The organism is Mesorhizobium sp. CO1-1-7, assembly GCF_020164885.1.
Lineage (GTDB): Bacteria > Pseudomonadota > Alphaproteobacteria > Rhizobiales > Rhizobiaceae > Mesorhizobium > Mesorhizobium australicum.
Genome location: NZ_JAIUHA010000006.1, coordinates 408416 through 430820 on the forward strand (window position 1 = coordinate 408416; position 22405 = coordinate 430820).

Here is a 22405-nt window from a genome sequence, read left to right on the forward strand (position 1 = left end):
CTCAGGCTCCCTTCATAACGATGGCCGCGTCCTGGACGGCGCGCACGATCTTGTCGTAGCCGGTGCAGCGGCAGAGATTGCCGGCCAGCCCAAAGCGGATTTCCTCCTCGGTCGGGTCGGGGTTCTTGGCCAGAAGATCCTTGGCCGCGATCAGGAAACCTGGCGTGCAGATGCCGCATTGCAGTGCGGCGTGCTCCAGGAATTTCTGCTGCAGCGGATGCAGCCTATCGCCATGCGCCATGCCCTCGACGGTCTCGATGCGGCGGCCTTCCGCTTCCGCGCCCAGCACCAGGCACGAACACACCAGCCGGTCGTCGACGATGACGCTGCAGGCGCCGCAATCGCCCGTGCCGCAGCCTTCCTTGGCGCCGGTCAGTCCGAGCCGGTCACGCAGCACGTCGAGCAGCGTCTCGTCGGGCTGGCAGAGATATTCGACATTGTCGCCGTTGATCGTTGTTGAAACCGCTACGCCAGCCATCATTTGCCTCCTGCACGTGCATAGGCGGTCTGTGCGGCCCGCCTGGCCAGCACGCCCGCAACCTTGCGCCTGAATTCGATTGTGCCTCTTTTGTCGTCGATCGGCCGGCAGGCGCCGGCGCAGACCTTGGCCAGCCGCTCCAGCGCCGCTTCGTCGAGCTTGCGGCCGATCAGGGCCTCGGCCCCTTCTTCCACCAGCAATACGGTCGGCGCCGCGGCGCCGATCGCCACACGGGCCGCCGTCACGACGCCAGCACCGTCCAGCGTCAGGTTCACGCCGGCGCTGACCACGGCGATGTCCATCTCGGTGCGCGGAATGAACCTGAGATAGGCATCGGCCGAACGCGGCGCGGGCTTGCCGAGCAGGATCGCCTCGATGATCTCGCCCTTGGCGAGCGAGGTCCGGCCCGGCGCGGTCGGCACCGTCTCGACGGCGATGGTGCGCTTGCCCGACGGGCCGACGACCACGGCCTTGGCGCCCGCCGCCACCAGCGCCGGAACGCTGTCGGCCGCCGGCGAGGCGTTGCACAGATTGCCGACAATGGTGCAGCGTCCCTGCACCTGCTTCGAGCCGATCAGCTTGGCCGCCTCGACCACGCCAGGCCAAGCCTTCTTCAGCGCGGCGTTCTCGCCCAGCACGGCGCAAGGCACGGCGGCGCCGATGCTGAAGCCGTCGGCGGTTTCCCTGATGTCGCGCAAGCCGGCGATCGACTTGATGTCGATGATCAGTTCGGGTTCGACAAAGCCGCCCTTCATCCTCACCAGGAGGTCACTGCCACCGGCAAGGATGGCGGCCGGGCCGGCCGATCCGGCCAATTGGCCGACGGCGTCTTCGATTGAAAGCGGACGTATGTAGCGCATCGTCTCCCCTTGGTATCGCGATTTTCAGCGACCGTTATAAACAATCGTCTCATAATGACCATCCGTTTCCCGAGCCGAGGCGATTGGGCCAGGTGCGGCAAAATGCGGTCCACTCGACCTGGAACATGGCCGCGAAGCGTCAGCCAGTGGGGCCAATTGGGGCTTGACCGCCCCGCCCCGTGCGTCAATCCTTCCCGGCCAAGGGAGGAATTTCCATGCGACGTCTGTTGGCTGTGCTTTGCGCCGTGATGCTGGCCGCGCCGGCTGGCGCCGCGACGCTCTATTACGGCGCCCGGGTTGGAATGGAGCTTACCATCGTCAAAAAGTCGGGCATCGGCTCCACGCACGCCAGCATCCTGGCCAGGCACGACAGGCGCAAGGCCCGCCTCTACTGCCGCGAATACGGCCATGATTTCACCGAGGAGTGCATTGATGCGGAAATGAAGGCGCCCCTGCATTTCGAAATCACCGCCAACTGCAAGACCGGCGAATTCACCACCTTCTATGGCGCCGCCATGCTGTTCCAGGGCCGCAACAAGGGCGCGGATGTGACGACGGATTACCGGATCACCGCCGTCGACGAAAAGGTGGTGCTGGATGGCTCCGGCGCCTCGGGCTACGATTATACGCTGGACCAGTTCAAGGCGCTCTGCCCCAACCGCGTGAAGTAGACCGGTCGCGAGGCCTGGCCCGCCAAAGCCCGGGACTTGGACTGTGGCAAGCACGGCCGTTTATCGTTAGCAGAGGACCGCAGTGGAGGCGAAAGACCATGACCCTGACCAATCGCGACATTGTCGAACTGACCGAATGGCGGCGCAAGCTGCACCGGCAGCCGGAAATCTCGAACGAAGAGGAGAAGACGGCGAAAGAGGTCGTCTCTTTCCTCGCCGACACCGGGCCGGACAAGGTGCTGACCGGCCTCGGCGGCAACGGCGTCGCGGCCATCTACGACAGCGGCAAAAACGGACCAACCGTCCTGTTTCGGTCCGAACTCGACGCGCTGCCCATCGAGGAACTGTCCGGCGTGCCGCATGCATCGCAAATTCCTGGCAAGTCGCATATGTGCGGCCATGACGGGCACACCGCTATCCTGGCCGCCCTTGGCCGCCAGTTCGGGCGCGAACGGCCCGCCAGCGGCCGCGTCGTGCTGATGTTCCAGCCGGCCGAGGAAACCGGCAATGGCGCGGCCGGCGTCGTCGCCGATCCGCGCTTTGGCGAGATCGCGCCGGATTTCGCCTTCTCGCTGCACAATCTGCCCGGCGTGCCGTTCGGCGAGGTCAGGCTCAAGCCCGGCGTGGTCAATTGCGCCTCGCGCGGCATGCGCATCGTGCTGGAGGGCAAGACCGCGCATTCCTCCATGCCCGAGACCGGAACCTCGCCCATGCCGGCGATCTCGGAGCTGATGCCGGCCCTGCCCGCGCTCGGCCGCGCGACTTTCGCCGACGATGATTTCTCCATGGTCACCGTCACCCATGCGCGGATGGGCGAAGCCGTGTTCGGCATCGCGCCCGCCCACGCCGAGGTCTGGGCAACGCTGCGCACCCGCCGCGACGAGCGCATGGCCGACCTCTGCGCCGCCGCCGAAACCCTGGTCAAGGAGATCGCCGGCCGCCACGGCCTCTCCGCCAGCTGGGACTATCACGAGATCTTCGTCGCCAGCGTCAACGCACCGGATGCGGTCGAGCACCTGCGGCGCGCCCTCGATGAAGAGAGCGTCGCGCATGGCGAGGAAGCCTTGCCAATGCGCGCCTCGGAGGATTTCGGCCTGTTCGGCCACAGCGCCAGGTCGGCGATGTTCTTCCTCGGTGCGGGCGAGCGGCACCCTGCCCTGCACAATCCCGACTATGACTTTCCCGACGATTTGATCCCGATCGGCTCGAAGATCTTCATGAGGACCGCGCGCAACCTTCTCGGCTGATCTCAGCGGCACGCCGGCCAGCTCCGCCGCAAAGCTCTGTCAACTGGCCACCTGGATGCCTCGAACTGGATATTCCCAACGGGCCGGATTGTGTGGCATCTGTGAGGGCAACGCGAGGAGTTCGAAAATGTACACGCCGCCCGCCTTCCGCGACGACGACAAGGACAGCCTGATCGCGACGATCCGCGCCGCGCGGCTGGCCAATCTCGTCACCGCCACGGCGGACGGGCCGCTCGCCACCCCCCTGCCGCTTTTTCTCGACGAGACCGAGGGCGAGCACGGCGTCATCCATGGCCACCTGGCCAAGGCCAACCCGCAGTGGCGCGTTCCCGCGATCGGCGACGGGCTCGCCATCTTCATGGGCCCGGACGCCTATGTGACGCCGGCTTGGTACGCCACCAAGCAGGAAACCGGCAAGGTCGTGCCGACCTGGAACTACGCGGCGGTCCACGCCTACGGTCCGGTCGAGTTCTTCGAGGATGCCGACAGGCTGCTGGAAGTCGTCACCCGGCTGACCAACCTGCATGAAGGCGCGCGCGCCGCGCCCTGGGCCGTGTCGGACGCGCCGCCAGACTTCATCCAGTCGCAGCTTCGCGGCATTGTCGGCCTGCGCATGCCGGTCGTCAGGCTCGAAGGCAAGCGCAAGATGAGCCAGAACCGCAACGCCGCCGACCGCGCCGGCGTGGCCTCCGGGCTGGCCGCGAGCGAGCGTCCGTCCGACCGCGAAGTCGCCGCCCTCATCCCGTGAAGGTACGGCGCCTCACCTTGCCAGCACTAGGTCGGCGTCCTCGAGAACGTACCGGACATAACGGTAGTCGCGAATGAAGCTGATCCGGCCGTCGCGCCATTCCAGCCACATGAAATGACTGGGTTTCGCGTCGGCCCGGTCTTCGAACACCGCGATCACCTCGCGGCCCTCGACCCATGCCGGCCTGAGCCACAAGCCGTCGCTCTTGGCGTAGATGGTGAAGAACATGCCGACGTCGGCGGCCCCCGCGCGCGGTTTGTGCGTGGACTGATGGAGCCTCACATCGTCGGCCAGCAGCGCGCGCAAGCCGTCCCAGTCGCGTCGGTTGAACAGATTGACGTAGCGCAGGATGGCCGCCGATGCGATGCGCGCATCGGGGAGCGGATTGGCCTCGGCGTTGATCCGCCGAAGCCGGGCGCGGCCGCGCGCCAGATGCGCCTTCACCGCATCGACCGTGATGCCGAGCAGGGCGGCGATGTCGGCCAGCGGCTCGTCGAGCACATCCCTGAGGACGACCACGCTGCGTTGCGTCACCGGAAGCTCGGCGAAGCGCGACACGGCGGTTTGCACGGCTTGCCTGCGCATCAGCACCTCCACCGGGTCGGCTTCGTCGGCTATGTCGAGCGCCGCCTCGATCGGCTCCACGGCGCGGATTGCGCGGCTGCGCAACAGGTCAAGCGCGCGGTTGTGGGCGATCCGGAACAGCCACGGCCTGAGCCGAGGCACCTCACACAACTCCTCCAGGGCAACGACGACGCGCGCGAACGTGTCCTGCACGACATCCTCGCCGTCGATGACCGAGCCCATCAGGCGCGAACAATAGCGGTGCAGCTCCGGCCGCAAGGCGGTGGCAAGGGCAAGCAGCCCTTCCTGCCGGTCGCGCTCCACCGCTGGCTTTGCGTCGCTCAAGGACCCGCGCCCTCCATGATCGTCACCCCGGCGTCGCCGCTGAGGCCAAAGACGACGCCCTCGCCATACTGCGGGTCTTCCAGCAGCGAGACCACCCTGTCGCCGAAAGCCCGGGGCGGCATCGGCGCGCCGAAGCGGGTGACGAATTGTTCCGGCGTGATGCCCATTGAGCCGGCATAGGCGCTCGCCGCCGCATCGCCGATCCCGGTGTCGAGGATCATCTGCCGCGGCACGATCGCCTGGAAGCGGATGCCGAGGCCTTTCTCCTGCGCCACGCCATTGGCGTATTTGGCCATGAACCAGAGCATCCGCTTGGCGCCGCCATAGCCGCCCGACATCTGCGACCCGGTGACGGCCGCACCGCTCGACCCGACCAGCACCCGGCTGCCCGGCCCGAGCGGCAGGTTCAGCGACGCCTGCAGCCAGTAGAGCCCGGCCTTGACATCGGTTTCCCATGCGATGGAGAAGTCCTCCCACTTCAACTGGTCCAGCCGCCCCATCCGGGGCGTGGCGCCGGCGTTGAGCACCAGTATGTCAGGGCGGACCTCGCCAAGAATGCGATAGGCGGCGTCCTCGTCCGTGACATCGGCGGCGATGGTGGCGACCCCAAGCCGCGCACCGACCGCCTGCAGCGCCTCGGCGCCCCGCGCGACCACGGTCACGCCGGCGCCTTGCTCGACAAGCGCTTCGACCAATCCGAGACCAAGCCCACGGCTGCCGCCGGTGACCACGATTTTCTTATCCCTGAGGCTCATTTGACCCTGCTCCAGTGTTTCACTGTAGCTAAGACGGTTGAGGATCGGGAAAAGAGTCAGCGGTGGGGAGGATTTGTCGTCAGCCAGAAGCCGGGTCGACAGTCCGCGCCGCTGCTCGCTATGGATCTTGACGAAATTGGTGCGCCGGTTTGGACATTGGGGCAACATGTGCTCCATGGGCAGGTGACGAAGCGGTGGGGAAGAAGTGAAGCGCGTTTTTCGATTGTTTGCGGCGGCCGTCATGGCGTCCGCGCTGAGCGGCTGCACCAGCGTTTCCTACTACGCGCAATCGCTGGAAGGCCATGTCCGGATCATGGCCGCGCGCCAAGACGTTGGAAAACTGATCCAGGCCCCTTCGACGCCGGAGGCATTGCGCGCCAAGCTGACGTCGGCGAGCGCCATAAGGCGGTTCGCGACGGATGAGCTGGCACTGCCCGACAACAGCAGCTATCGCAGCTATGTCGACATCCACCGGGATGCCGTGACCTGGGCCGTTTTTGCCGCCCCGCAATTCTCGCTCACGCCCAAGACATGGTGCTTTCCGGTTTTCGGCTGCGTTCCGTACCGGGGATACTTCGATCGGAAATCCGCGACCGAAAGCGCCATGGCACTTCATCGACAGGGGCTGGACGTCTATGTCACCGGCATTACCGCCTATTCCACGCTGGGCTGGTCCAGCGATCCGCTGCTAAGCACCATGCTGCGTCAGGACGACACCTATCTGGCGAGCCTTGTCTTTCATGAACTCGCGCATCAGCGCCTCTATGTGAACGGCGATTCCGCATTCAATGAGGCTTTCGCGGTGGCCGTCGAAACCACCGGCACGAGAAAATGGCTCCGCGCCGCCGGCGATCGCGCCGGATTGCGCCGCTACGAGGCCGATCGCAAGCGCAGCGCCGATTTTCTCGCACTGGTGTCGAAAACGCGCGACGAGTTGCGGCAGGTCTATGAAAGCTCGCGGCCCCCCGACGGGATGGCGGCGGCCAAGGCAGCCACGCTCGACAGGTTGCGGACGCGCTACCGGCAAATGCGCGACGGAAGCTGGGCCGGATACCGGGGATACGACGCCTGGTTCAATGCGCCGATCAACAACGCAAAGCTCGCAGCGACGTCTGTCTATGGCGAACAGGTTCCGGCGTTTATTCGCTTGTTCGATTTATGCTCCGGCGATTATCCGAGATTCTACGCTTCCGTTCGACGGATCGCTGACCTGCGCGAACCGGCCCGTGCCGAAGCGCTCAAGGCGGCGACCAGCTGCGATTGACCTGAGCAAACACGGCGGCCTTTGGCGTGCTCCGATAGCTCTAAGCCTGGTTCGCCAGGACCAACGGTCCTATGTGCGCGGCGAGCACGAAACGCTCGCATTGCTCGCCGTCGGACTCATCGATGAAGCTGTCGACATGTTTGAAGCCGAGCTTCGCCAGGATCCGCAGCGACGCGACATTGCGCGCCGCCGCCTCGGCCGTCACCTGTTCGAGCGCCAGGGTCTCGAAGGCGTAGCGAACCACTTCGCGTGCCGCCTCGGAGCCCAGCCCCTGCCCCCAATGCGCACGCCCCAGCACAAATCCCAATGCGGCCGACCTGGCATCGTCCGCGCCGAAGGACAGGGTTATCGTCCCGATCGCGTCCGCCACGCCTGTCTGGTCTATCGACCATTTGATCGCCCGGCCGTCGGCGAACCGCTGACGCGCAAGGGCGAGCCATCGCTCGCCCGCGCTGATGTCGTCGGCAACGGGATCGCCGGCAAGGGAGGCGGATTCGATATCGCTCGCGCGCGCGAACCACGCCGGGATATCCCGCTCGCCCGGCGCCCGAAGCACGAGCCTTGGTGTGGTGAGCCTGGGAACTGCTTTCATGGAGGGCATTTTCGACCCGGGGCAGCGCCAATGCAACGGCGCTGAGAGCCGCGGCGGCTGACCGCCAGGACAGATTCGACCGCAAGCTACGCCCAACCGCCTTCAGCCCCAGCGCCCTGCGCTTCAATCACTCCGGGGCCACCCGGCTACCGCCGGTCATGACGTGAGATTTGGCAGTGGCGCCAGCCCACCGTAGGGCGGGACTATGGCAACGCGCGTTGGCGATTCGCGATGAACATAAACGGCTGTTGTGGGGCCGACAGCAGACCATCGGCTTCTCTGTCCAAATTCTCAGAATCGGCGACAATACGACATTATAGTGGGCGCTCGGCTGGACAAAAAGCGGGACGGAGTAAAGCGTAGATCTGCAATACTGAACATGCCGAGGAATAGTTGGGGCTTCACCAGATTGCCGACCGGTCGATCTCGTCGATGCGCGCCCGGCCGGTTAGCGCCATTGCCGCCTCGAAGTCTCTGCGGAGCAGGTGGACACAATAGGCTACGCCGTCGGCACCATCCGTTGCAAGTGCGTAGACATAGGGGCGACCAATCATGACGGCGCTTGCCCCTAGGGCAATCGCCTTCAAAACGTCTGTGCCACGCCTCACGCCGCCGTCGAGGATGATGGGAATCCGCCCGGCTACCCGCTCCGAGATGGCGGGCAGGGCGTCGATGGTCGCTGGCAGGGTGTCGAGGTTGCGCGAACCGTGGTTCGAGACGACGATGGCATCGGCACCGGTTCTGATTGCCTGCTCGGCATCGTCAGGATCGAGAATGCCCTTCAGGATAAGCGGTAGGGTTGTCAGCGAACGCAGCCAGGCATATCCGCCCAGGTCGGCATCGCCCGCCGCTGCGCAGTGCCAACTTTGAGCACGCCGGTGTTACGGTCCTTGAAGTATGGCGTTGCGAGGCTGTCGGGAATTTTGAATCCTGCCCGGAACTGCCTGTGGCGATCGCCTGGCGTTGGCAAGTCGACAGTCACGCTGATTGCCTTCGCGCCCAGTGCCGCCATGCGCGATACGAGTTCGCCATTGAAACCGCGATCGCTTTGCCAATAGAGCAGGAACCAGACTGGAGACTGGCTCACCGCCACGCAATCCTCGATCGCCGCCGTCGCCGTGGTACCCAGAGTGAACACCGCTTCCGCCACTCCGGCGCCGCGCGCCGCTGCCACCTCGCCTTCCGGATGCACCAGCCGCTGATATGCTATTGGGGCCAGGATGATCGGATGCGGCAGACTTTGTCCGAAGAGCGTGATCCCGGTATCAAGTCTTGTCACATCGCGTAGCACGCGCGGCCTTAATCTGATGCGGTCGAATGCGGCTTCATTGTCACGCTTGGTGATTTCGTCGCCAGCACCCCCAGCAATGAACTCGTAAACTGCGTGCGGCAATACCTCTCGTGCCGCCGGTTCAAGATCCGCTAGGCAGAGAAACCGGGTCTCGATGTCGAGCGGCATGGCCCACTCCGGTCAACGTGTCAAAAAAGTCGGCTAAGTCCAAAGACAACATTCGCGCATTTGGCCGCTGGCCGCAAGACGGCGGCACAGCGCGCAGGGCAACGAACGTCGATGACCGGGCGGCGGAAACGCGGCCAGAGGCAGACCAGGAGCTTTGAGGCTTGGATCTTCAAAAATGACTTTCAGGGCTTGTCGCTCGCATCGACTTGATCGGCCCCGAAATTGCCGACCAACCGAGCCTGCCTGCTCCCGGTTGTGGGAGAAGGGGTCATGGCGGGGTTCGGCCCTGTGGGTCGGAAGGTCAGTCCGTGGATAGGGCAGTATGTCACCGGTCTCGGGTGCCGCGCACGATGGCCCAGAGCCTTGCTGAATCCCGAGTGGGCCCTCGACATTCTCAAGTCAATGTCGTCGACCAACTCAAGCATTCTTCGCAGGGTCCCCGCTACGCTGCAACGGGCGCAATCGCTGGAGGAAAGCGCGTCCGACACGCGCGATAGTTACGCATGCGCGGCCCATGACGGCGGCTGAGAGATCAAGCCGGCGAACCACTGATCCGCGGTGGGCCTTTTGCCTTTCGAGATAGTTGGCAAGCGCAATGTCGTGACACAGTGGTGCAACCGCGCCGCGCCACGCCGGATTGTGCCAAGACTCTTCATGCAAGGGATCGTCATGCCAGATGGGCCAGTCGATCGAGCTTGGGCGTTGCACGGCGTCCTCCTGAGACACGCGGAGTGAGAAACAAGGGGCTCAGTGCGGCAATCTCCTCGACAGCCGTGAGAAACGCGCAGCAACCAGCGTGATGGAATCGTGAAAAGCGCGATTTTGGCAGAATCACGGTTGAAATAGGGACGGCGACACGAAAGGATCGCCGGTGCGTGGTGGCTGTTGTGGCGGATCCGATGACCGGGCCTCATCTCTATCTACTGGGTGGTTTCGACTTTGCCGGCGTTGGGGCTGCGGTCCCCGCCTTCAGCCGCAAGGCGCGGGCGATGATGGCTTACCTCGCGCTGCAATCGGGACATGCGCAGTCGCGCGAAAAGCTCGCCGCCCTTTTGTGGGGTGGCAACAGCGAGACCCAGGCGCGGATGAACCTGCGACAAGCGGTTTCGGTTGTCGGCAAGGCTATGCAAGCTTCTGGCAGTGCTCGCTTCCTCAGGGATAGCGACAATGTCGCCCTTCATCTCGATGGCCTTGATTTCGATGTCGCGCGGTTCGAGGCGCTGGCAGCCAGCTCGGAGCCTGATAACCTCGAACAGGCGCTTGTCGTCTATCGCGGCGACCTGCTTGACGGTTTCGGCCTGAAGCAGGAGCCTTTCGAGGACTGGCTGCGGATCGAGCGCGAGCGTCTGAGGGCAACGGCTGTCGCGGCGCTGGACAGGCTGGTCGCGCATTATAGTGCAACCAAGGATCCGGCCTCCTGCGTCCGCGCTGCTACGCGCCTGCTCGCCATGGAGCCGTTGCGGGAGGACATCCACCGCGCCCTGATGCACGTCTATGCGGCGCAGGGCCGGATCAATCTGGCGCTCAAGCAATATGACAATTGCCGCGATGCGCTGCAGCGGGAGCTGAGGCTGCAGCCCGAGCCGGAGACAAGACATTTGCACGATACGCTGCGGGCCCGCCGCACGACATCGCCGCGTCCGGCCTCGGCCTCCGAGCCGCCGCGCGCCGAGGCGGGCGGCGAACCCCTGCGCCCCTCCACCCACTATGTCAAATCCTCCGGGGTCAGCATCGCCTATCAGGTGACCGGCGACGGGCCGATCGACCTGATCTATGTGCCTGGATGGGTCTCCAATCTCGACCTTGCCTGGGCCTCGCCACGGCTTTCGCATGTGTTCCAGCGGCTCGGCAGCTTCTGCCGCTTGATCCGCATGGACAAGCACGGCACAGGGCTATCCGACCGCAATGTCGGTTTGCCGACCATGGAAGAGCGGATGGAGGACATGCGAGCCGTGCTGGATGCGGTCGGCTCGAAGCGCACGGTTGTGTTCGGCGGTTCCGAGGGCGGCCCCATGTGCATGCTATTCGCGGCGACCTACCCCGAGCGCACGGCGGCACTTGTGCTCAACGGAACCTATGCCAGGGGCAGATGGTCGAAGGATTACCCTTGGGCAAGGACGGCCGAGCAGGTGGAAGAAGACCTGGCCACCATTGAGAGACAGTGGGGAGAGCCGGCGGACATGGGCAATGCGGCCCCCAGCCTGATGAACGACACGTTCGAAAGAGAATGGTTCGCCGCTTACCTCAGGAATTCAGCCTCGCCCGCAGACGCGATCTCGCTCTGGCGCTGGGGAACCGAAATCGATGTTCGCGACATCCTGCCTGTCATTCATGTTCCGACACTGATCGTTCAGACGTCGGGCGACCGCTGGGTCAAACGGGAAGAAGGACGCTACCTGGCAACGCATATCGAAGGCGCCAGATATGTCGAGCTCACCGGCCGGGATCACGTGATCTGGGGCGAGAATTCCGATCGCCTCGTCGACGAGATCGAGGTTTTCGTCACCAACGCTCTCCAGGCGACACCGGGCGAACGGCTCCTGGTGTCGGTGCTGTCGCTGGAGATAGGCGACCCGCATTCTGACTCCGGCGCAGATCTGATTGAGCGACACGCAGAAGAGATCAGAAGCCAATTACTTCTCGCTGAAGGCAGGCAGATCAGGCGCTCGCCAAGCCGAATGCTCGCGGTGTTCCAACGACCGACGCGGTCGATCCAGTGCGCGATCGCGATCCGCCATCGCCTGAGACAATCCGGTCTGGATGTCCGCTCCGCGGTCCACACCGGCGAATGCGAGGAGCGCGGCGATGACTTCACCGGCATCGCGATCGAGCTGTCATCGCGATTGCTCGACCATGCCCGGCCGGGCGAGATCATCGCGTCGCGGACGGTGCGCGATCTCGTGGTTGGCTCCGGCCTGACATTCGAAGATTATGGCGAGATGGAAGCGAGCGGGATGCCCGGCGTGCTCGCGTTCTTTTCCGTCAGTGGGGCGCCGTCCGGCGCTGGCGGGTGACCAGCCACGGATAGCCATTTCGGCCACGCGTTTGCACTTTGTGGTGGCTCAAAGCACGATGGGCACGGTGAGGAGTCTTGGCGCGGCCGCGACCTCCGCAGTCCCCCTTGCAATGTCTGCTATCAGGACTTGGCGAAGACAATTTATACGTCCGAAATGCGGCGCATTCCTGACGTAGGTAGCCAACGTGCGTCTCGTATCACATCTTGCGATTGCCCACCCGGTGGCAGCACGGCGGCCCAACCCGCCTGTCCTACACAAAGCTGTCACCAACTGAGCTTATCCGATCCTCGGGAATGAACCATCCACATGACACGCCTTGAAACCGCCGGCCGGAGGGCGATCGGGACATGTGGAATGCTGTTTTCGGAGACGACCATGCTTGAACGGACGGACAGGGCCGCACCCCATCGGAATCAGCCGACAAAACAGGATCTGTGGTTGAGCGAATTCGAGATTGTGCTGCGCGACCGTGTCATTGCCAATGGCGCGGTCAGGATCGAAGACGGCCTGATCGCGGAGATCCGCGACCAGCCTGTCGAGAATGCCGACTTCGTCGGCGGCGGCCGCCTGCTGCTGCCTGGTTTCATCGACATGCACGGCGACATGGTGGAACGGGAAGTGGAGCCGCGCAGCGGGGTCCACGTGCCGATGGAAATCGGCATCGCCGAGCTCGACAAGCGGCTGGCCTCCTGCGGCGTGACCACCGCCTATGCCGCGCTCTCCTTCATCGGCAACAGCGCCACGGCCGCCTTGCTGCGCTCGGAAGAACACACATCGTCCATCATCGAGACCATCACCGGGCTGAAAGACCACCTTTTGGTCGATCACCGCATCCATGCCCGCTTCGAGGTGACGTTCAGCGCGGCTGTCGGCGTGCTGGAAAGATTGATGGATGCCGGCAAGCTGCATTTGGTTTCGCTGATGGATCACACGCCCGGCCAGGGACAGTACCGCGACGTCGAACTGTATATCGCCCGCCTGGCCAAGGAGCGCGGCATGTCGATAGCCGACGTATCCGAGGTCGTCGGCAAGCGCATGGCCGATCGGAACGGGCATGGCGGTGTGCTCGGCACGCTGCAGGGCCTGTCGGCGTTTGCCCGCGCGCGCTGCATCGTGCTCGCCTCGCACGATGACGACACGCCGGAAAAGGTGGAATTCGTCCACGGCCTGGGAACCGTGCTCAGCGAATTCCCGGTGACGCTGGAGGCGGCGCGGGAAGCCCGCCGGCTCGGCATGTATACGGCCATGGGCGCGCCCAATGCGCTGCGCGGAGAATCCTATTCCGGCAATCTTTCCGCTCGCCAGGCCTATGAGGCCGGGTTGCTCGACATGCTGGCCAGCGACTATCACCCGGCCTCGATCCTGCCGGCCGTGCTCGGCCTGGCGAAACTGAGCGACGGTGGCCTGGCGAAGGCGGCGGCGCTGACGAGCGCCAACCCGGCCGCCGCACTCGGGCTCACCGATCGCGGCGCCATCGAAGCTGGGCTGCTGGCCGATCTCGTCGTGGCCGACCGCCAGCCGGTACCACGTGTGCGAGCCACCTTCCGCGCCGGCCGCATGATCTACGGCGACGGCACGCTTGAACCGGCGCAGAACAGGGCGATCGAGGGAGACCGCGGCCGGCCGCTGCCAGCCGACCGAGGGCAATCCCAGGACTAGACACCTAGGCAACTAGGGCTTAGCGGTTCTCTGGGGAAAAGCGCGTGGCGCTTCCCCAGTAGTTGCTAAAGATCGAGCGCCACCATCATCCCGCGCACCTCCGCCATTTCCAGCAGCAGATCCTGCAGGTTTTCGGTGGTCAGCGGCGCACCTGATATCGCCGGCAGTTCGGCGATACTCTCCCTCATCGAAATCACGGGAGCCCCGGTTTTTTCCGAAAGCAGCCGCGCGATGGCTGCGCGGACAAGCGCAATCTGGTCAGGCATGATTCCCCTTTCATGCTACGATAACGGCACCATTTTCTTCATGCTGTATGCCTTGGCGCAACTTATGCGAGCATTCATTCACGCTTGCAAGTCATCTCGTTGATGTTCGTACGATCGACAGCCGCCCAACGGGGAGAGCGACGGCGTCCCGCTGTCGTCGCCTTCCATGGCGCGGAGCAGGGCAAGCGGCACTTCGTGCCGGCAGAGCCCGATCAAAATCCTGCCTTGCACCGTCACCGGCAATTCGGTGTATCTGTCGAAAATGGAATACGTGCCTGTCGGCTCATTCAAAATCTCGAAACGGTCCAATGCAAACCTCAACCTTCCCCGGAACGCAGTAACGCACGCGTCCATCGGAGGTTGCCTAAAAAATCGATTTTTTCGGGGAGGCCGCGAAAGAGTTCCAATTGGCTCTTGCCGAAGCCGGCGGCCTCGCTCATCCATGGCGTACAGACACTGGGGCCAATGATGACCGAGACCAGCCTTCACCTCGTCGAAGCGTCGATCGACCAATTGCGCCAAGCGCTCGACGACGGCGCCATCACCAGCGTCGAACTGGTCGCGGCCTATGTCAGGCGGATCGCGTATTTCGACCGGCACGGCATCGCGCTGAACGCCGTGCCGGTGCTCAACCCTGAAATGTTCGAGGATGCCGCCGCTTCCGACGAGCGGCGCCGGCAAGGAAAGACGCTTGGCCCGCTCGACGGCATCCCCTACACCGCCAAGGACAGCTACAAGGTCAAAGGCCTGACGGTGGCTGCCGGCTCGCCCGCCTTCGAGCATCTCGTCGCCAACGAGGACGCCTTCACCATCGCCCGGCTGCGCGCCGGCGGCGCGGTGCTGATCGGCCTCACCAACATGCCGCCCATGGCCAATGGCGGCATGCAGCGCGGCGTCTATGGCCGCGCTGAAAGCCCCTACAATGGCGACTATCTGACCGCCGCCTTCGCGTCGGGCTCCTCCAACGGCTCGGGCACCGCGACGGCGGCCAGCTTCTGCGCCTTCGGGCTCGGCGAAGAGACGTGGTCGTCCGGCCGTGCGCCGGCCACCAACAACGCGCTGGTCGCCTACACGCCCTCGCGCGGCGTCATTTCGGTGCGCGGCAACTGGCCCTTGGTGCCGACCATGGATATCGTGGTGCCGCACACCCGCAGCGTGCCCGACATGCTGGAACTGCTTGACGTCATCGTCGCCGACGATCCGGAAACGCGAGGCGATTTCTGGCGCGCCCAGCCTTGGGTGGCGCTGCCGAAAAGCTCCGGGATGCGGCCACGACGTTATACCGACCTGACGCTTGCGGGTTCGCTGAAGGGCAAGCGGCTCGGCGTACCCAGAATGTATATCGGCCGGGACACGGAAATAGATCGCCCGATCGAAACCCGCGCCTCGGTACTTGATCTCTGGGAACAGGCGGCCGCGGATCTGCGGCGGCTCGGCGCCGAAGTGGTCGAGGTCGACTTTCCCGTCGTCTCCAACTATGAGCGCGACCGCCCAGGCGCGCGGACCATGGTCGAGCGTGGGCTGGTGCCCGGGGACTTCGCCGACCGCGAAATCTGGGATCTCTGCATCTGGGGCTGGGACGATTTCCTGCGGGCCAACGCCGACCCTGCTCTGCCCGATCTCGCCTCGGTCGACGGCCCAAAAATCTTCCCGCAGCCACCGGGCACGCTGCCCGACCGCTATGAAGGCGGCTTCGATCTGGCCGAGTATGTCGAGCGGGCAAAGCTCGGCGTCGCGCCCTTGACCCATATTCCCACGATCGCGGATGGCATCAAGGGACTCGAAGCAACAAGACGCATCGACTTCGAGGACTGGCTGGACGCACAAGGCCTCGATGCCGTGGTCCTGCCGGCCGCCGCCGATGTCGGCCCGGCCGACGCCGACGTCAACGAGGCGTCAGCCGATCTGGCCTGGCGCAACGGCACCTGGGTCGCCAACGGCAATCTGGTCTGGCGCCATTTCGGCATCCCGACCGTCACCGTGCCGATGGGCACAATGGCCGACATCGGCATGCCGGTCGGCCTGACCTTCGCAGGTAAGGCCTATGACGATGAAAGGCTGCTTTGCATGGCCGGCGATTTCGAGCGTTCCACGCAGCGCCGCACCCAGCCGCCGCGCACGCCTGAATTGCCTGATGATGTCTTTTCGCGCCAGCCTACTCAAGCCGGCAATGGCAAGGCGCCGATAGTGGAAATCGCGCTAACAGCTGAAACGCGCGCGTCCGGTGATCACGACGAGATCACGGTCACAATCGACCTAGCTGTCGAGGCAAGCGAAGCGGAGCACGCCAGCCTCAACGTGCATGTCAACGGCCAGGCGATTGACATGCACCAAGCCGGCACGCGGCTCAGCGGGCGGGCGCTCGTCCCTGCCGTCGAGCATCGGCGCTTTCACAGCGTCTGGCGCGGCTCATACGGTTCGATCGTCACGGCGGTGGTGCGGCTACAGGATGGACGCAGCGCCGGCGCCTATGTGGTCACCGGCGGAATCGAGTGATGATGCGCCTTACGGGCCGCCTTACCATGCACAACGGGCCAAGCCACGGAACCCAGCCATGATCAAAGTCAAGCAACTCGCCCATGTCTGCATTTTCGCCAACGACCTGGAAGAAACACGGCGCTTCTACGAAAATGTCCTTGCCATGGACATCCAGTTCAATTTCCTGCGCGGTTTTCGGTTTCTACCTCAATTGCGGCGGCCGCAGCCATGTCGAGGTCTTCCAGAAAGAGGGCGCGCGGTTCAGCGAGACGGATCAGATCAACCATTTCTGCCTGGAAGTCGAACACATCGACGCCGCGATCGCGCACATCGCGTCCATGGGCGTGGACATCACCGCCAAAAAGCACGCCTGCGACGACACGTACCAGGCCTGGCTGCGCGATCCCAATGAGGTGAAGATCGAACTGTTTGAATACACCGGCAAAAGCGCGCAATTCACCGGCGGCGACCGCGTCGCGGACTGGTAGGCTAGTCGCGCGCGGCCCACAGCAAACCGCGCTCCGTGATTAGCGCCATTTCCGGCACCGCGAACTCGTCCGCCGTATGGCCAAGGGAACTGTAAAAAACCTTGCCCGCGCCATAGCGGCGCTTCCAGACGACCGGCATGACGACGCCGCCAATTCCGGGAAAATGCGCGTCGGTAAAGGTGGTGGTCGCCAGCACCTCGTTGCCCGGGTCGACATGCATGTAATATTGCTCCGACCGGTAGGCGAAATCGCTGACGCCTGTCGTGACCGGATCGTCCGGCCGGGTGATGACGACATGGTAGTCGATGATGTTGCCGGGATGCGCGACCCACTGGCCGCCGGTCATGAACTGGTAGTCGGGCTCCGCGCGAAAACTGTCGCCCATCGTGCCGTGAAAGCCGCCGAGCCCGCTCCCTAGGCGAACCGCCTGCGTCAGGTTGTTCAGCTCTGCCTTTTCGATCGTCGACATGGTGATGACAGGCACGATGAGATCGAATGATGCAAGGTTCGGATCGGCGAACATCGCTGTCCCCTCGCCGAGCGTGACCGCGAAGCCGTTACGCTCCAGCATGTCGCGGATGATGTTGGCGCTGCGCTCTGGCGTGTGGCCTTCCCAGCCTCCCCAGGCAATCAGGGCTTTCCTGGACATGCGGCAACCTCCCTCGATCCATTAGACCGACGACCGCTCCCCGCACCGGTCAGCGCCAGCCTAGCGCCGGCGCGACATGGGTGAGGATCGCCTCGATGACATGGGCGTTGTAGTCGACGCCGAGCTGGTTGGGAACCGTGAGCAAAAGCGTGTCGGCCTCGGCGATCGCCTCGTCCTGCGCCAGCTCCTTGATCAGCACGTCCGGCTCGGCGGCGTAGCTGCGGCCGAAGATCGCCCTGGTATTTTCCTCGATAAAGCCGATCTGGTCGCGGCTCTCATTGCCGCGCCCGAAATAGGCGCGGTCGCGGTCGTCGACCAGCGCGAAGATGCTGCGGCTGACCGAGACGCGCGGTTCGCGTTCATGCCCGGCCGCCTTCCAGGCTTCGCGATAGATGCGGATCTGCTCGGCCTGCTGGACATGGAACGGCTTGCCGCTCTCGTCGAATTTCAGCGTCGAGCTCTGCAAATTCATGCCGAGCTTCGCCGCCCATTCAGAGGTGGCGTTGGTCGCCGCGCCCCACCAGATGCGCTCGCGCAAGCCCTCCGAATGCGGCTCGAGCCTGAGCAAGCCGGGCGGGTTGGGGAACATCGGCCGTGGATTGGGCTGCGCGAAGCCTTCGCCGCGCAGCGTATCGAGGAACACCTCGGCGTGATGCCGCGCCATGTCGGCGTCGCTTTTGCCTTCCTGCGGCACATAGCCGAAATAGCGCCAGCCATCGATCACCTGCTCGGGCGAGCCGCGGCTGATGCCGAGCTGCAGCCGGCCGCCGGCGATGATGTCGGCCGCGCCCGCATCCTCGGCCATGTAGAGCGGATTCTCGTAGCGCATGTCGATGACGGCCGTGCCGATCTCGATGCGGCTGGTCTTGGCGCCGACGGCCGCCAGCAGCGGGAATGGCGAGGCGAGCTGGCGGGCGAAGTGATGCACGCGGAAATAGGCTCCGTCGGCGCCGAGCTGCTCGGCGGCGACGGCGAGATCGATCGATTGCAACAGCGCGTCGGATGCCGAACGCACCTGCGATTGCGAAGAGGGCGACCAGTGCCCGAATGACAGGAAACCAATTTTTTTCATGGTCCTGAAGTATATGCGGGCGGCACATGCTTCAATGGCGAAAGAACAGGGTTACACACCGTCGCCCTCCGCAATAGCTTAAACGCGCAACACCAGAGAGGATGGATGCTCAGGGGAATCCGCATCGTCGAGATCGAGGCGCTGGGACCGGCGCCCTTCGCCGGCATGCTTTTCGCGGACCTCGGCGCCGATGTCATCGTCGTCCACCGCAGGGAGCCGTCCGTGCCGGGCGCGCCCCAGCGCTCGCTGCTCGATCGCGGCAAGCGCTCCATCGCGCTCGACCTGAAGAATTTGGATGACGTGGCCGTGCTGACGCGCCTCATCGCCACCGCCGACGGGCTGATCGAGGGTTTCCGGCCCGGCGTCATGGAGCGTCTCGGGCTTGGCCCGGAGGCCTGCCTCGCGGCCAATCCGCGCCTGGTCTATGGCCGCATGACCGGCTGGGGCCAGCACGGTCCGCTGGCCGCCACCGCCGGCCACGACATGAACTATATCGGCCTGTCCGGCGCGCTCTGGTACGGCTCCTTGCCGGGAGAGCCGCCCATGGCGCCGCCGACGCTGGTCGGCGACGTCGGCGGCGGGGCGCTCTATCTGGTGATCGGCATGCTGGCCGCCATGATGAACGCGCGCGCCGGCGGCCAGGGCATCGTCGTCGACGCGGCGATCGTCGACGGCTCGGCCCATATGATGAACCTGCTGATGTCGCTCGCACGGTCCGGCGCGCTTGCCGCCGACCGCGGCCGGAGCCTTCTCGACGGACCGCATTGGTGCCGCGTCTACCGGACATCGGACGCCGGCTTCATCAGCGTCCAGTGCGTCGAGCCGAAATTCTACGCGCTCTTCCTCGACAGGCTTGGCTTGACCGCCGATCCGCAATTCGCCAGCCAGTTCGATCGCGAACTGTGGCCCGGGCTTTGCGAACGGCTGGCGGCGATCTTCGCCACGCGATCTCGCGACGAGTGGGTCAAGTTGTTCGCGGGCTCGGACGCCTGTGTCGGTCCGGTCTTCAGCCCCCACGAAGCGGCACTGCATCCGCACATGGCCGCGCGCGGCACGTGGCTGAAGGTGGACGGCCTCCTGCAGGCGGCGGCCGCGCCGCGCTTTTCCGGATGGGAACAAAAGACACCGGCCAAAAGCCCCATGCCCGGCGAACATGACGCAGAAATCCGCGCAGGCTTGCCGAGTTGAGGCGAGGTCCATGACAGTTCGGTCGATCGTGAAATTCCCCAATCCCCTCCTTCGCGCCGTGGCCCAACCCGTGGAGCTGTTCGACGACGATCTGCAGGCCTTGGCCAGCGACCTCATCGACACCATGCGCGCGGCCCCCGGAATCGGTATCACCGCCCCGCACATCGGCATTCTGAAACGCCTGGTCGTCATCCAGCTCCCTTCCGCGGCAAAACCGGCGATCTATGCAAATCCGTCCGTCGTCCAGGCCTCGACCGAAATGATCCGTCATGAGGAAGGCAGCGTTTCGATGCCCGGTGTCACCGACGACATCGAGCGGCATGCCCGCATCCGCGTTCGCTATCAGGATCTGGATGGCAATGAGCGGTTCGAGGACGCCGAGGGCCTGCTGGCGGTTTGCCATCAGCATGAGATCGATCAGCTCGACGGGCTGTTCTGGACGCACAGACTGACCCGCCTCAAGCGCGACCGGCTGATCAAGCGCTATAGCAAGCTGACGCGAGCCTCGTAGACGCCACGGGGCGGATTGCGATGTTACGCCGGGCATGGCCGCGCTGGCGGACCGTGTCACGTTCGCAACGTGATGGCCTGATCGCGGACGAAACGTCCGCCGGTCATTTTCCGCAGTGGTGATCGTTGATCTTGTTTATCGCAAAACCGTCCGGACCAGTCCGGTGGTAGGAGCAGGCTCCAGCAGCCGTTGTGAACAACTGCTGGTCGTAGTAGCGCGGGCCGCCGAAGAGGAAGTCGATGAGATCGTCATTGGCGGGAACGTAGCGCTCCTGTTCGTCCTGGTGATGACGGTGCTTGGCGCCCGCGAAAGCCAACGAGGACATGCCGAAGCCCATCGCGAGAGCAAGAGCGCAGATCGCCAACCGTTTCGTCGTCATCGCAAACACCCTTCTGTTCGGGATTCGATCTTATATCGAAAATCGCCAGATGACGAAAAGTTCCTGATTAACGGCCTTGCTCCGGCCGATGCGCGGCAGTCGCCGACGAGCCCGGACCGCGGGCGCCCTCACCTGACATCGCCACGCCCTCAATCCGTCTGGATCCAGACGGATTTGGTCTCCAGATACTCGTGCAGATGCTCGATGCCGCCCTCGCGGCCATGGCCGGACATCTTCATCCCGCCGAAAGGCACGGCCGGATCGATGGCATGGTACATGTTGACCCAGACCGAGCCGGCCTTGATGCGGCGGGCTAGCTTGTGCGCGGTGCCGAGGTGGGTGGTGAAGACGCCGGCCGCAAGCCCGTAGGGCGTCGCGTTGGCGCGCGCGACAGCCTCGTCCAGCGTGTCGAACGGCATCGCCGAAATAACGGGTCCGAAAATCTCCTCCCGCGCGATGGTCATGGTGTCCGACACCGCGCCGAAAACGGTCGGCGCGATGAAGTTGCCGCCATCATAGAGTTCGCCTGTCAGCCGCGCGCCGCCGGCGACCAGTTGAGCGCCTTCGTCGCTGCCGGCCTTGATGTAGCCTTCCACTTTGCCGGCCTGCCTGGCATTGATGAGCGGCCCGATTTCGGTCTCCGCCTCGATGCCATGGCCGATGCGCAGTTTTCCGGCGAACTCCGCCAGCCGGCGCACGAATTCGTCATGGATCTCGCGCGCCACGAACAGGCGCGAGCCGGCAATGCAGATCTGGCCCGAATGCACGAACACCGCCATCGCCGCGATTGGGACAGCCTTGTCGATGTCGGCGTCGCGGCAGACAATGATCGGTGACTTGCCGCCAAGCTCAAGCGAGACGCGCTTGAGGTTGGTGACAGCAGCCCGCGCGATCGCTTGACCTGTCAGCGTCGAGCCGGTGAAGACGATCTTGTTGACGTCGGGATGTTCGGCGAGCCGCGCGCCCGCTTCGGCCCCGGTACCGGTGACGATGTTGACGACGCCGTCGGGCACGCCGGCTTCCTGCATCAGCCCGGCGATCAGCAGCGGCGTCAGCGATGCCTCCTCGGACGGTTTCAGCACGATGGTACAGCCCGTGGCGAGCGCCGGCGCGATCTTCCAGATCGAGCCGCGGTCGGCGCGTTCCAGGGAATGATCGCGCCAACGACGCCAACCGGCTCGCGCCTTGTGAAGGTGACGATTTCGCCCGGAATGGAATTGTCGATCGCCTCGCCATGCAGCGCCGTCGCCATGCCTGCATAGAAGCGCAGCATGCCGATGACGCGGCGCCGGTTGGCCAGCGTGCGCGTGATCGGCAGCCCCATGTCGAGCGTGTCGCAAACGCTGAGCTCTTCCCAATGTGTCTCGAACAGGTCGGCGATCCTGAGCAGCACGCATTGCCGCTCATAGGGCGAGAATTTCGACCATGGACCTTCGAAAGCCGCGCGCGCTGCCGCGACCGCCGCATCGACATCGGCGGCTCCGCCACGCGGCACCGTCGCCAGCACCTCGCCGGTCGCCGGGTTCAGCGCCTGCATCACCTCGCCGGACTGCGCGGCGACCCACTTGCCGCCGATGAACATCGGCCGGAATTCGCCATGGTAGAGCGACGTGGCCTTCGCCCTCGGGTCGAAATTCACCGTCATCCCTTCCTCCTCGCAAATTCCCGGGCGACTATTACTCCCGGCGCGGGCGACCTCAACAAGGAAAGCTGAA

At 64.6% G+C, this 22405-nt stretch carries 22 protein-coding genes and 1 pseudogene; 10 read left to right on the forward strand and 13 right to left on the reverse strand.

What is annotated here, in order from left to right; genetic code table 11:
- Position 1 precedes the first annotated feature (1 nt).
- Together LB516_RS15965 and LB516_RS15970 are read right to left on the reverse strand one after the other, a co-directional pair.
- A complete protein-coding gene (locus LB516_RS15965; protein WP_015316741.1) occupies positions 2-478 on the reverse strand; it encodes a (2Fe-2S)-binding protein in 477 nt (158 codons plus the stop codon).
- Entirely contained in the window at positions 478-1338 is an 861-nt protein-coding gene (locus LB516_RS15970; RefSeq protein WP_224719935.1) for an FAD binding domain-containing protein, read from the reverse strand. Before LB516_RS15970 ends, LB516_RS15965 begins: the two co-directional genes overlap by 1 nt.
- 215 nt (positions 1339-1553) lie before the next feature.
- On the opposite strand from LB516_RS15970, the gene LB516_RS15975 reads away from it, so the two are divergent.
- The 3 genes from LB516_RS15975 to LB516_RS15985 all read left to right on the forward strand — a co-directional run bounded on the left by LB516_RS15975 (position 1554) and on the right by LB516_RS15985 (position 4004).
- Complete coding sequence (locus LB516_RS15975) at positions 1554-2009, forward strand: hypothetical protein (protein ID WP_224719936.1); 456 nt, start codon at positions 1554-1556, stop codon at positions 2007-2009.
- Between the two features lie 98 nt (positions 2010-2107).
- Positions 2108-3256 carry an amidohydrolase gene (locus LB516_RS15980; protein ID WP_015316738.1) on the forward strand — a complete coding sequence of 383 codons (1149 nt, stop codon included), beginning with the start codon at positions 2108-2110 and terminating at the stop codon, positions 3254-3256.
- 127 nt (positions 3257-3383) lie between these two features.
- Positions 3384-4004 carry an FMN-binding negative transcriptional regulator gene (locus LB516_RS15985; protein ID WP_140727134.1) on the forward strand — a complete coding sequence of 207 codons (621 nt, stop codon included), beginning with the start codon at positions 3384-3386 and terminating at the stop codon, positions 4002-4004.
- Between the two features lie 12 nt (positions 4005-4016).
- Here the strand turns inward: LB516_RS15985 and LB516_RS15990 are convergent, their stop codons facing one another.
- Both LB516_RS15990 and LB516_RS15995 read right to left on the reverse strand, forming a co-directional pair.
- The gene (locus tag LB516_RS15990; RefSeq protein WP_224719937.1) at positions 4017-4913 is read right to left on the reverse strand and encodes a sigma-70 family RNA polymerase sigma factor; all 897 of its coding nucleotides are present in this window, start codon (positions 4911-4913) and stop codon (positions 4017-4019) included.
- A complete protein-coding gene (locus tag LB516_RS15995) occupies positions 4910-5668 on the reverse strand; it encodes an SDR family NAD(P)-dependent oxidoreductase (protein ID WP_140713861.1) in 759 nt (252 codons plus the stop codon). Before LB516_RS15995 ends, LB516_RS15990 begins: the two co-directional genes overlap by 4 nt.
- A gap of 241 nt (positions 5669-5909) precedes the next feature.
- Here LB516_RS15995 and LB516_RS16000 point away from each other — a divergent pair, with 241 nt between their 5' ends.
- Positions 5910-6932, forward strand: a complete 1023-nt coding sequence (locus LB516_RS16000; protein WP_224719938.1) for an aminopeptidase — start codon at positions 5910-5912, stop codon at positions 6930-6932.
- A gap of 40 nt (positions 6933-6972) precedes the next feature.
- Here LB516_RS16000 and LB516_RS16005 read toward each other — a convergent pair whose 3' ends face one another.
- From LB516_RS16005 to LB516_RS16015, 3 genes are all read right to left on the reverse strand, one after another.
- Positions 6973-7524: a GNAT family N-acetyltransferase gene (locus tag LB516_RS16005; RefSeq protein ID WP_224719939.1), complete on the reverse strand. Its 552-nt coding sequence runs from the start codon at positions 7522-7524 to the stop codon at positions 6973-6975.
- A gap of 401 nt (positions 7525-7925) precedes the next feature.
- Positions 7926-8357 (reverse strand): alpha-hydroxy-acid oxidizing protein, encoded by a 432-nt coding sequence (locus LB516_RS16010; protein WP_318011816.1) that lies wholly within the window; start codon positions 8355-8357, stop codon positions 7926-7928.
- The gene (locus LB516_RS16015) at positions 8327-8983 is read right to left on the reverse strand and encodes an alpha-hydroxy-acid oxidizing protein (RefSeq protein WP_224719940.1); all 657 of its coding nucleotides are present in this window, start codon (positions 8981-8983) and stop codon (positions 8327-8329) included. The genes LB516_RS16010 and LB516_RS16015 overlap by 31 nt, the downstream gene beginning before the upstream one ends.
- An 899-nt stretch (positions 8984-9882) precedes the next feature.
- Here LB516_RS16015 and LB516_RS16020 point away from each other — a divergent pair.
- A complete protein-coding gene (locus LB516_RS16020; protein ID WP_224719941.1) occupies positions 9883-11997 on the forward strand; it encodes an alpha/beta fold hydrolase in 2115 nt (704 codons plus the stop codon).
- 435 nt (positions 11998-12432) lie between these two features.
- Positions 12433-13659, forward strand: coding sequence for an alpha-D-ribose 1-methylphosphonate 5-triphosphate diphosphatase (locus LB516_RS16025; protein ID WP_224719963.1), 1227 nt, complete (start codon positions 12433-12435; stop codon positions 13657-13659).
- A 65-nt stretch (positions 13660-13724) separates the two neighbouring features.
- On the opposite strand, the gene LB516_RS16030 is transcribed toward LB516_RS16025, so the two are convergent.
- Positions 13725-13925 (reverse strand): hypothetical protein, encoded by a 201-nt coding sequence (locus LB516_RS16030; protein ID WP_224684267.1) that lies wholly within the window; start codon positions 13923-13925, stop codon positions 13725-13727.
- Positions 13926-14003: 78 nt separating this feature from the next.
- On the reverse strand, positions 14004-14234 hold the full coding sequence (locus tag LB516_RS16035; RefSeq protein WP_140665957.1) for a hypothetical protein: 231 nt from the start codon (positions 14232-14234) through the stop codon (positions 14004-14006).
- 159 nt (positions 14235-14393) lie between these two features.
- Here LB516_RS16035 and LB516_RS16040 point away from each other — a divergent pair, with 159 nt between their 5' ends.
- Both LB516_RS16040 and LB516_RS16045 read left to right on the forward strand, forming a co-directional pair.
- A complete protein-coding gene (locus LB516_RS16040) occupies positions 14394-16421 on the forward strand; it encodes an amidase (protein WP_224719942.1) in 2028 nt (675 codons plus the stop codon).
- Positions 16422-16561: 140 nt separating this feature from the next.
- Positions 16562-16891 carry a VOC family protein gene (locus LB516_RS16045; RefSeq protein ID WP_224719943.1) on the forward strand — a complete coding sequence of 110 codons (330 nt, stop codon included), beginning with the start codon at positions 16562-16564 and terminating at the stop codon, positions 16889-16891.
- Between the two features lies 1 nt (position 16892).
- Here LB516_RS16045 and LB516_RS16050 read toward each other — a convergent pair whose 3' ends face one another.
- A complete protein-coding gene (locus LB516_RS16050) occupies positions 16893-17540 on the reverse strand; it encodes a ThuA domain-containing protein (RefSeq protein ID WP_140617827.1) in 648 nt (215 codons plus the stop codon).
- A 49-nt stretch (positions 17541-17589) separates the two neighbouring features.
- Positions 17590-18612 carry an LLM class flavin-dependent oxidoreductase gene (locus tag LB516_RS16055; protein ID WP_140713849.1) on the reverse strand — a complete coding sequence of 341 codons (1023 nt, stop codon included), beginning with the start codon at positions 18610-18612 and terminating at the stop codon, positions 17590-17592.
- A gap of 105 nt (positions 18613-18717) precedes the next feature.
- Between LB516_RS16055 and LB516_RS16060 the strand changes: the two genes are divergently transcribed.
- Positions 18718-19800, forward strand: a complete 1083-nt coding sequence (locus LB516_RS16060; protein WP_224719944.1) for a CaiB/BaiF CoA transferase family protein — start codon at positions 18718-18720, stop codon at positions 19798-19800.
- 10 nt (positions 19801-19810) lie between these two features.
- Entirely contained in the window at positions 19811-20311 is a 501-nt protein-coding gene (locus tag LB516_RS16065) for a peptide deformylase (RefSeq protein WP_224719945.1), read from the forward strand.
- 103 nt (positions 20312-20414) lie between these two features.
- Here the strand turns inward: LB516_RS16065 and LB516_RS16070 are convergent, their stop codons facing one another.
- Both LB516_RS16070 and LB516_RS16075 read right to left on the reverse strand, forming a co-directional pair.
- Positions 20415-20690 (reverse strand): hypothetical protein, encoded by a 276-nt coding sequence (locus tag LB516_RS16070; protein WP_015316720.1) that lies wholly within the window; start codon positions 20688-20690, stop codon positions 20415-20417.
- 149 nt (positions 20691-20839) lie between these two features.
- Positions 20840-22335: pseudogene (locus tag LB516_RS16075) on the reverse strand (aldehyde dehydrogenase family protein).
- Positions 22336-22405: the final 70 nt, after the last annotated feature.

Excerpts from the sequence above, each read along its gene's own strand:
- LB516_RS15965 (WP_015316741.1), bottom strand. The coding sequence starts at position 478 with ATGGCTGGCGTAGCGGTTTCAACAACGATCAACGGCGACAATGTCGAA.
- LB516_RS15970 (WP_224719935.1), bottom strand. The coding sequence starts at position 1,338 with ATGCGCTACATACGTCCGCTTTCAATCGAAGACGCCGTCGGCCAATTG.
- LB516_RS15975 (WP_224719936.1), top strand. The coding sequence starts at position 1,554 with ATGCGACGTCTGTTGGCTGTGCTTTGCGCCGTGATGCTGGCCGCGCCG.
- LB516_RS15980 (WP_015316738.1), top strand. The coding sequence starts at position 2,108 with ATGACCCTGACCAATCGCGACATTGTCGAACTGACCGAATGGCGGCGC.
- LB516_RS15985 (WP_140727134.1), top strand. The coding sequence starts at position 3,384 with ATGTACACGCCGCCCGCCTTCCGCGACGACGACAAGGACAGCCTGATC.
- LB516_RS15995 (WP_140713861.1), bottom strand. The coding sequence starts at position 5,668 with ATGAGCCTCAGGGATAAGAAAATCGTGGTCACCGGCGGCAGCCGTGGG.
- LB516_RS16000 (WP_224719938.1), top strand. The coding sequence starts at position 5,910 with ATGGCGTCCGCGCTGAGCGGCTGCACCAGCGTTTCCTACTACGCGCAA.
- LB516_RS16005 (WP_224719939.1), bottom strand. The coding sequence starts at position 7,524 with ATGAAAGCAGTTCCCAGGCTCACCACACCAAGGCTCGTGCTTCGGGCG.
- LB516_RS16015 (WP_224719940.1), bottom strand. The coding sequence starts at position 8,983 with ATGCCGCTCGACATCGAGACCCGGTTTCTCTGCCTAGCGGATCTTGAA.
- LB516_RS16020 (WP_224719941.1), top strand. The coding sequence starts at position 9,883 with ATGACCGGGCCTCATCTCTATCTACTGGGTGGTTTCGACTTTGCCGGC.
- LB516_RS16030 (WP_224684267.1), bottom strand. The coding sequence starts at position 13,925 with ATGCCTGACCAGATTGCGCTTGTCCGCGCAGCCATCGCGCGGCTGCTT.
- LB516_RS16040 (WP_224719942.1), top strand. The coding sequence starts at position 14,394 with ATGACCGAGACCAGCCTTCACCTCGTCGAAGCGTCGATCGACCAATTG.
- LB516_RS16050 (WP_140617827.1), bottom strand. The coding sequence starts at position 17,540 with ATGTCCAGGAAAGCCCTGATTGCCTGGGGAGGCTGGGAAGGCCACACG.
- LB516_RS16055 (WP_140713849.1), bottom strand. The coding sequence starts at position 18,612 with ATGAAAAAAATTGGTTTCCTGTCATTCGGGCACTGGTCGCCCTCTTCG.
- LB516_RS16060 (WP_224719944.1), top strand. The coding sequence starts at position 18,718 with ATGCTCAGGGGAATCCGCATCGTCGAGATCGAGGCGCTGGGACCGGCG.
- LB516_RS16065 (WP_224719945.1), top strand. The coding sequence starts at position 19,811 with ATGACAGTTCGGTCGATCGTGAAATTCCCCAATCCCCTCCTTCGCGCC.
- LB516_RS16070 (WP_015316720.1), bottom strand. The coding sequence starts at position 20,690 with ATGACGACGAAACGGTTGGCGATCTGCGCTCTTGCTCTCGCGATGGGC.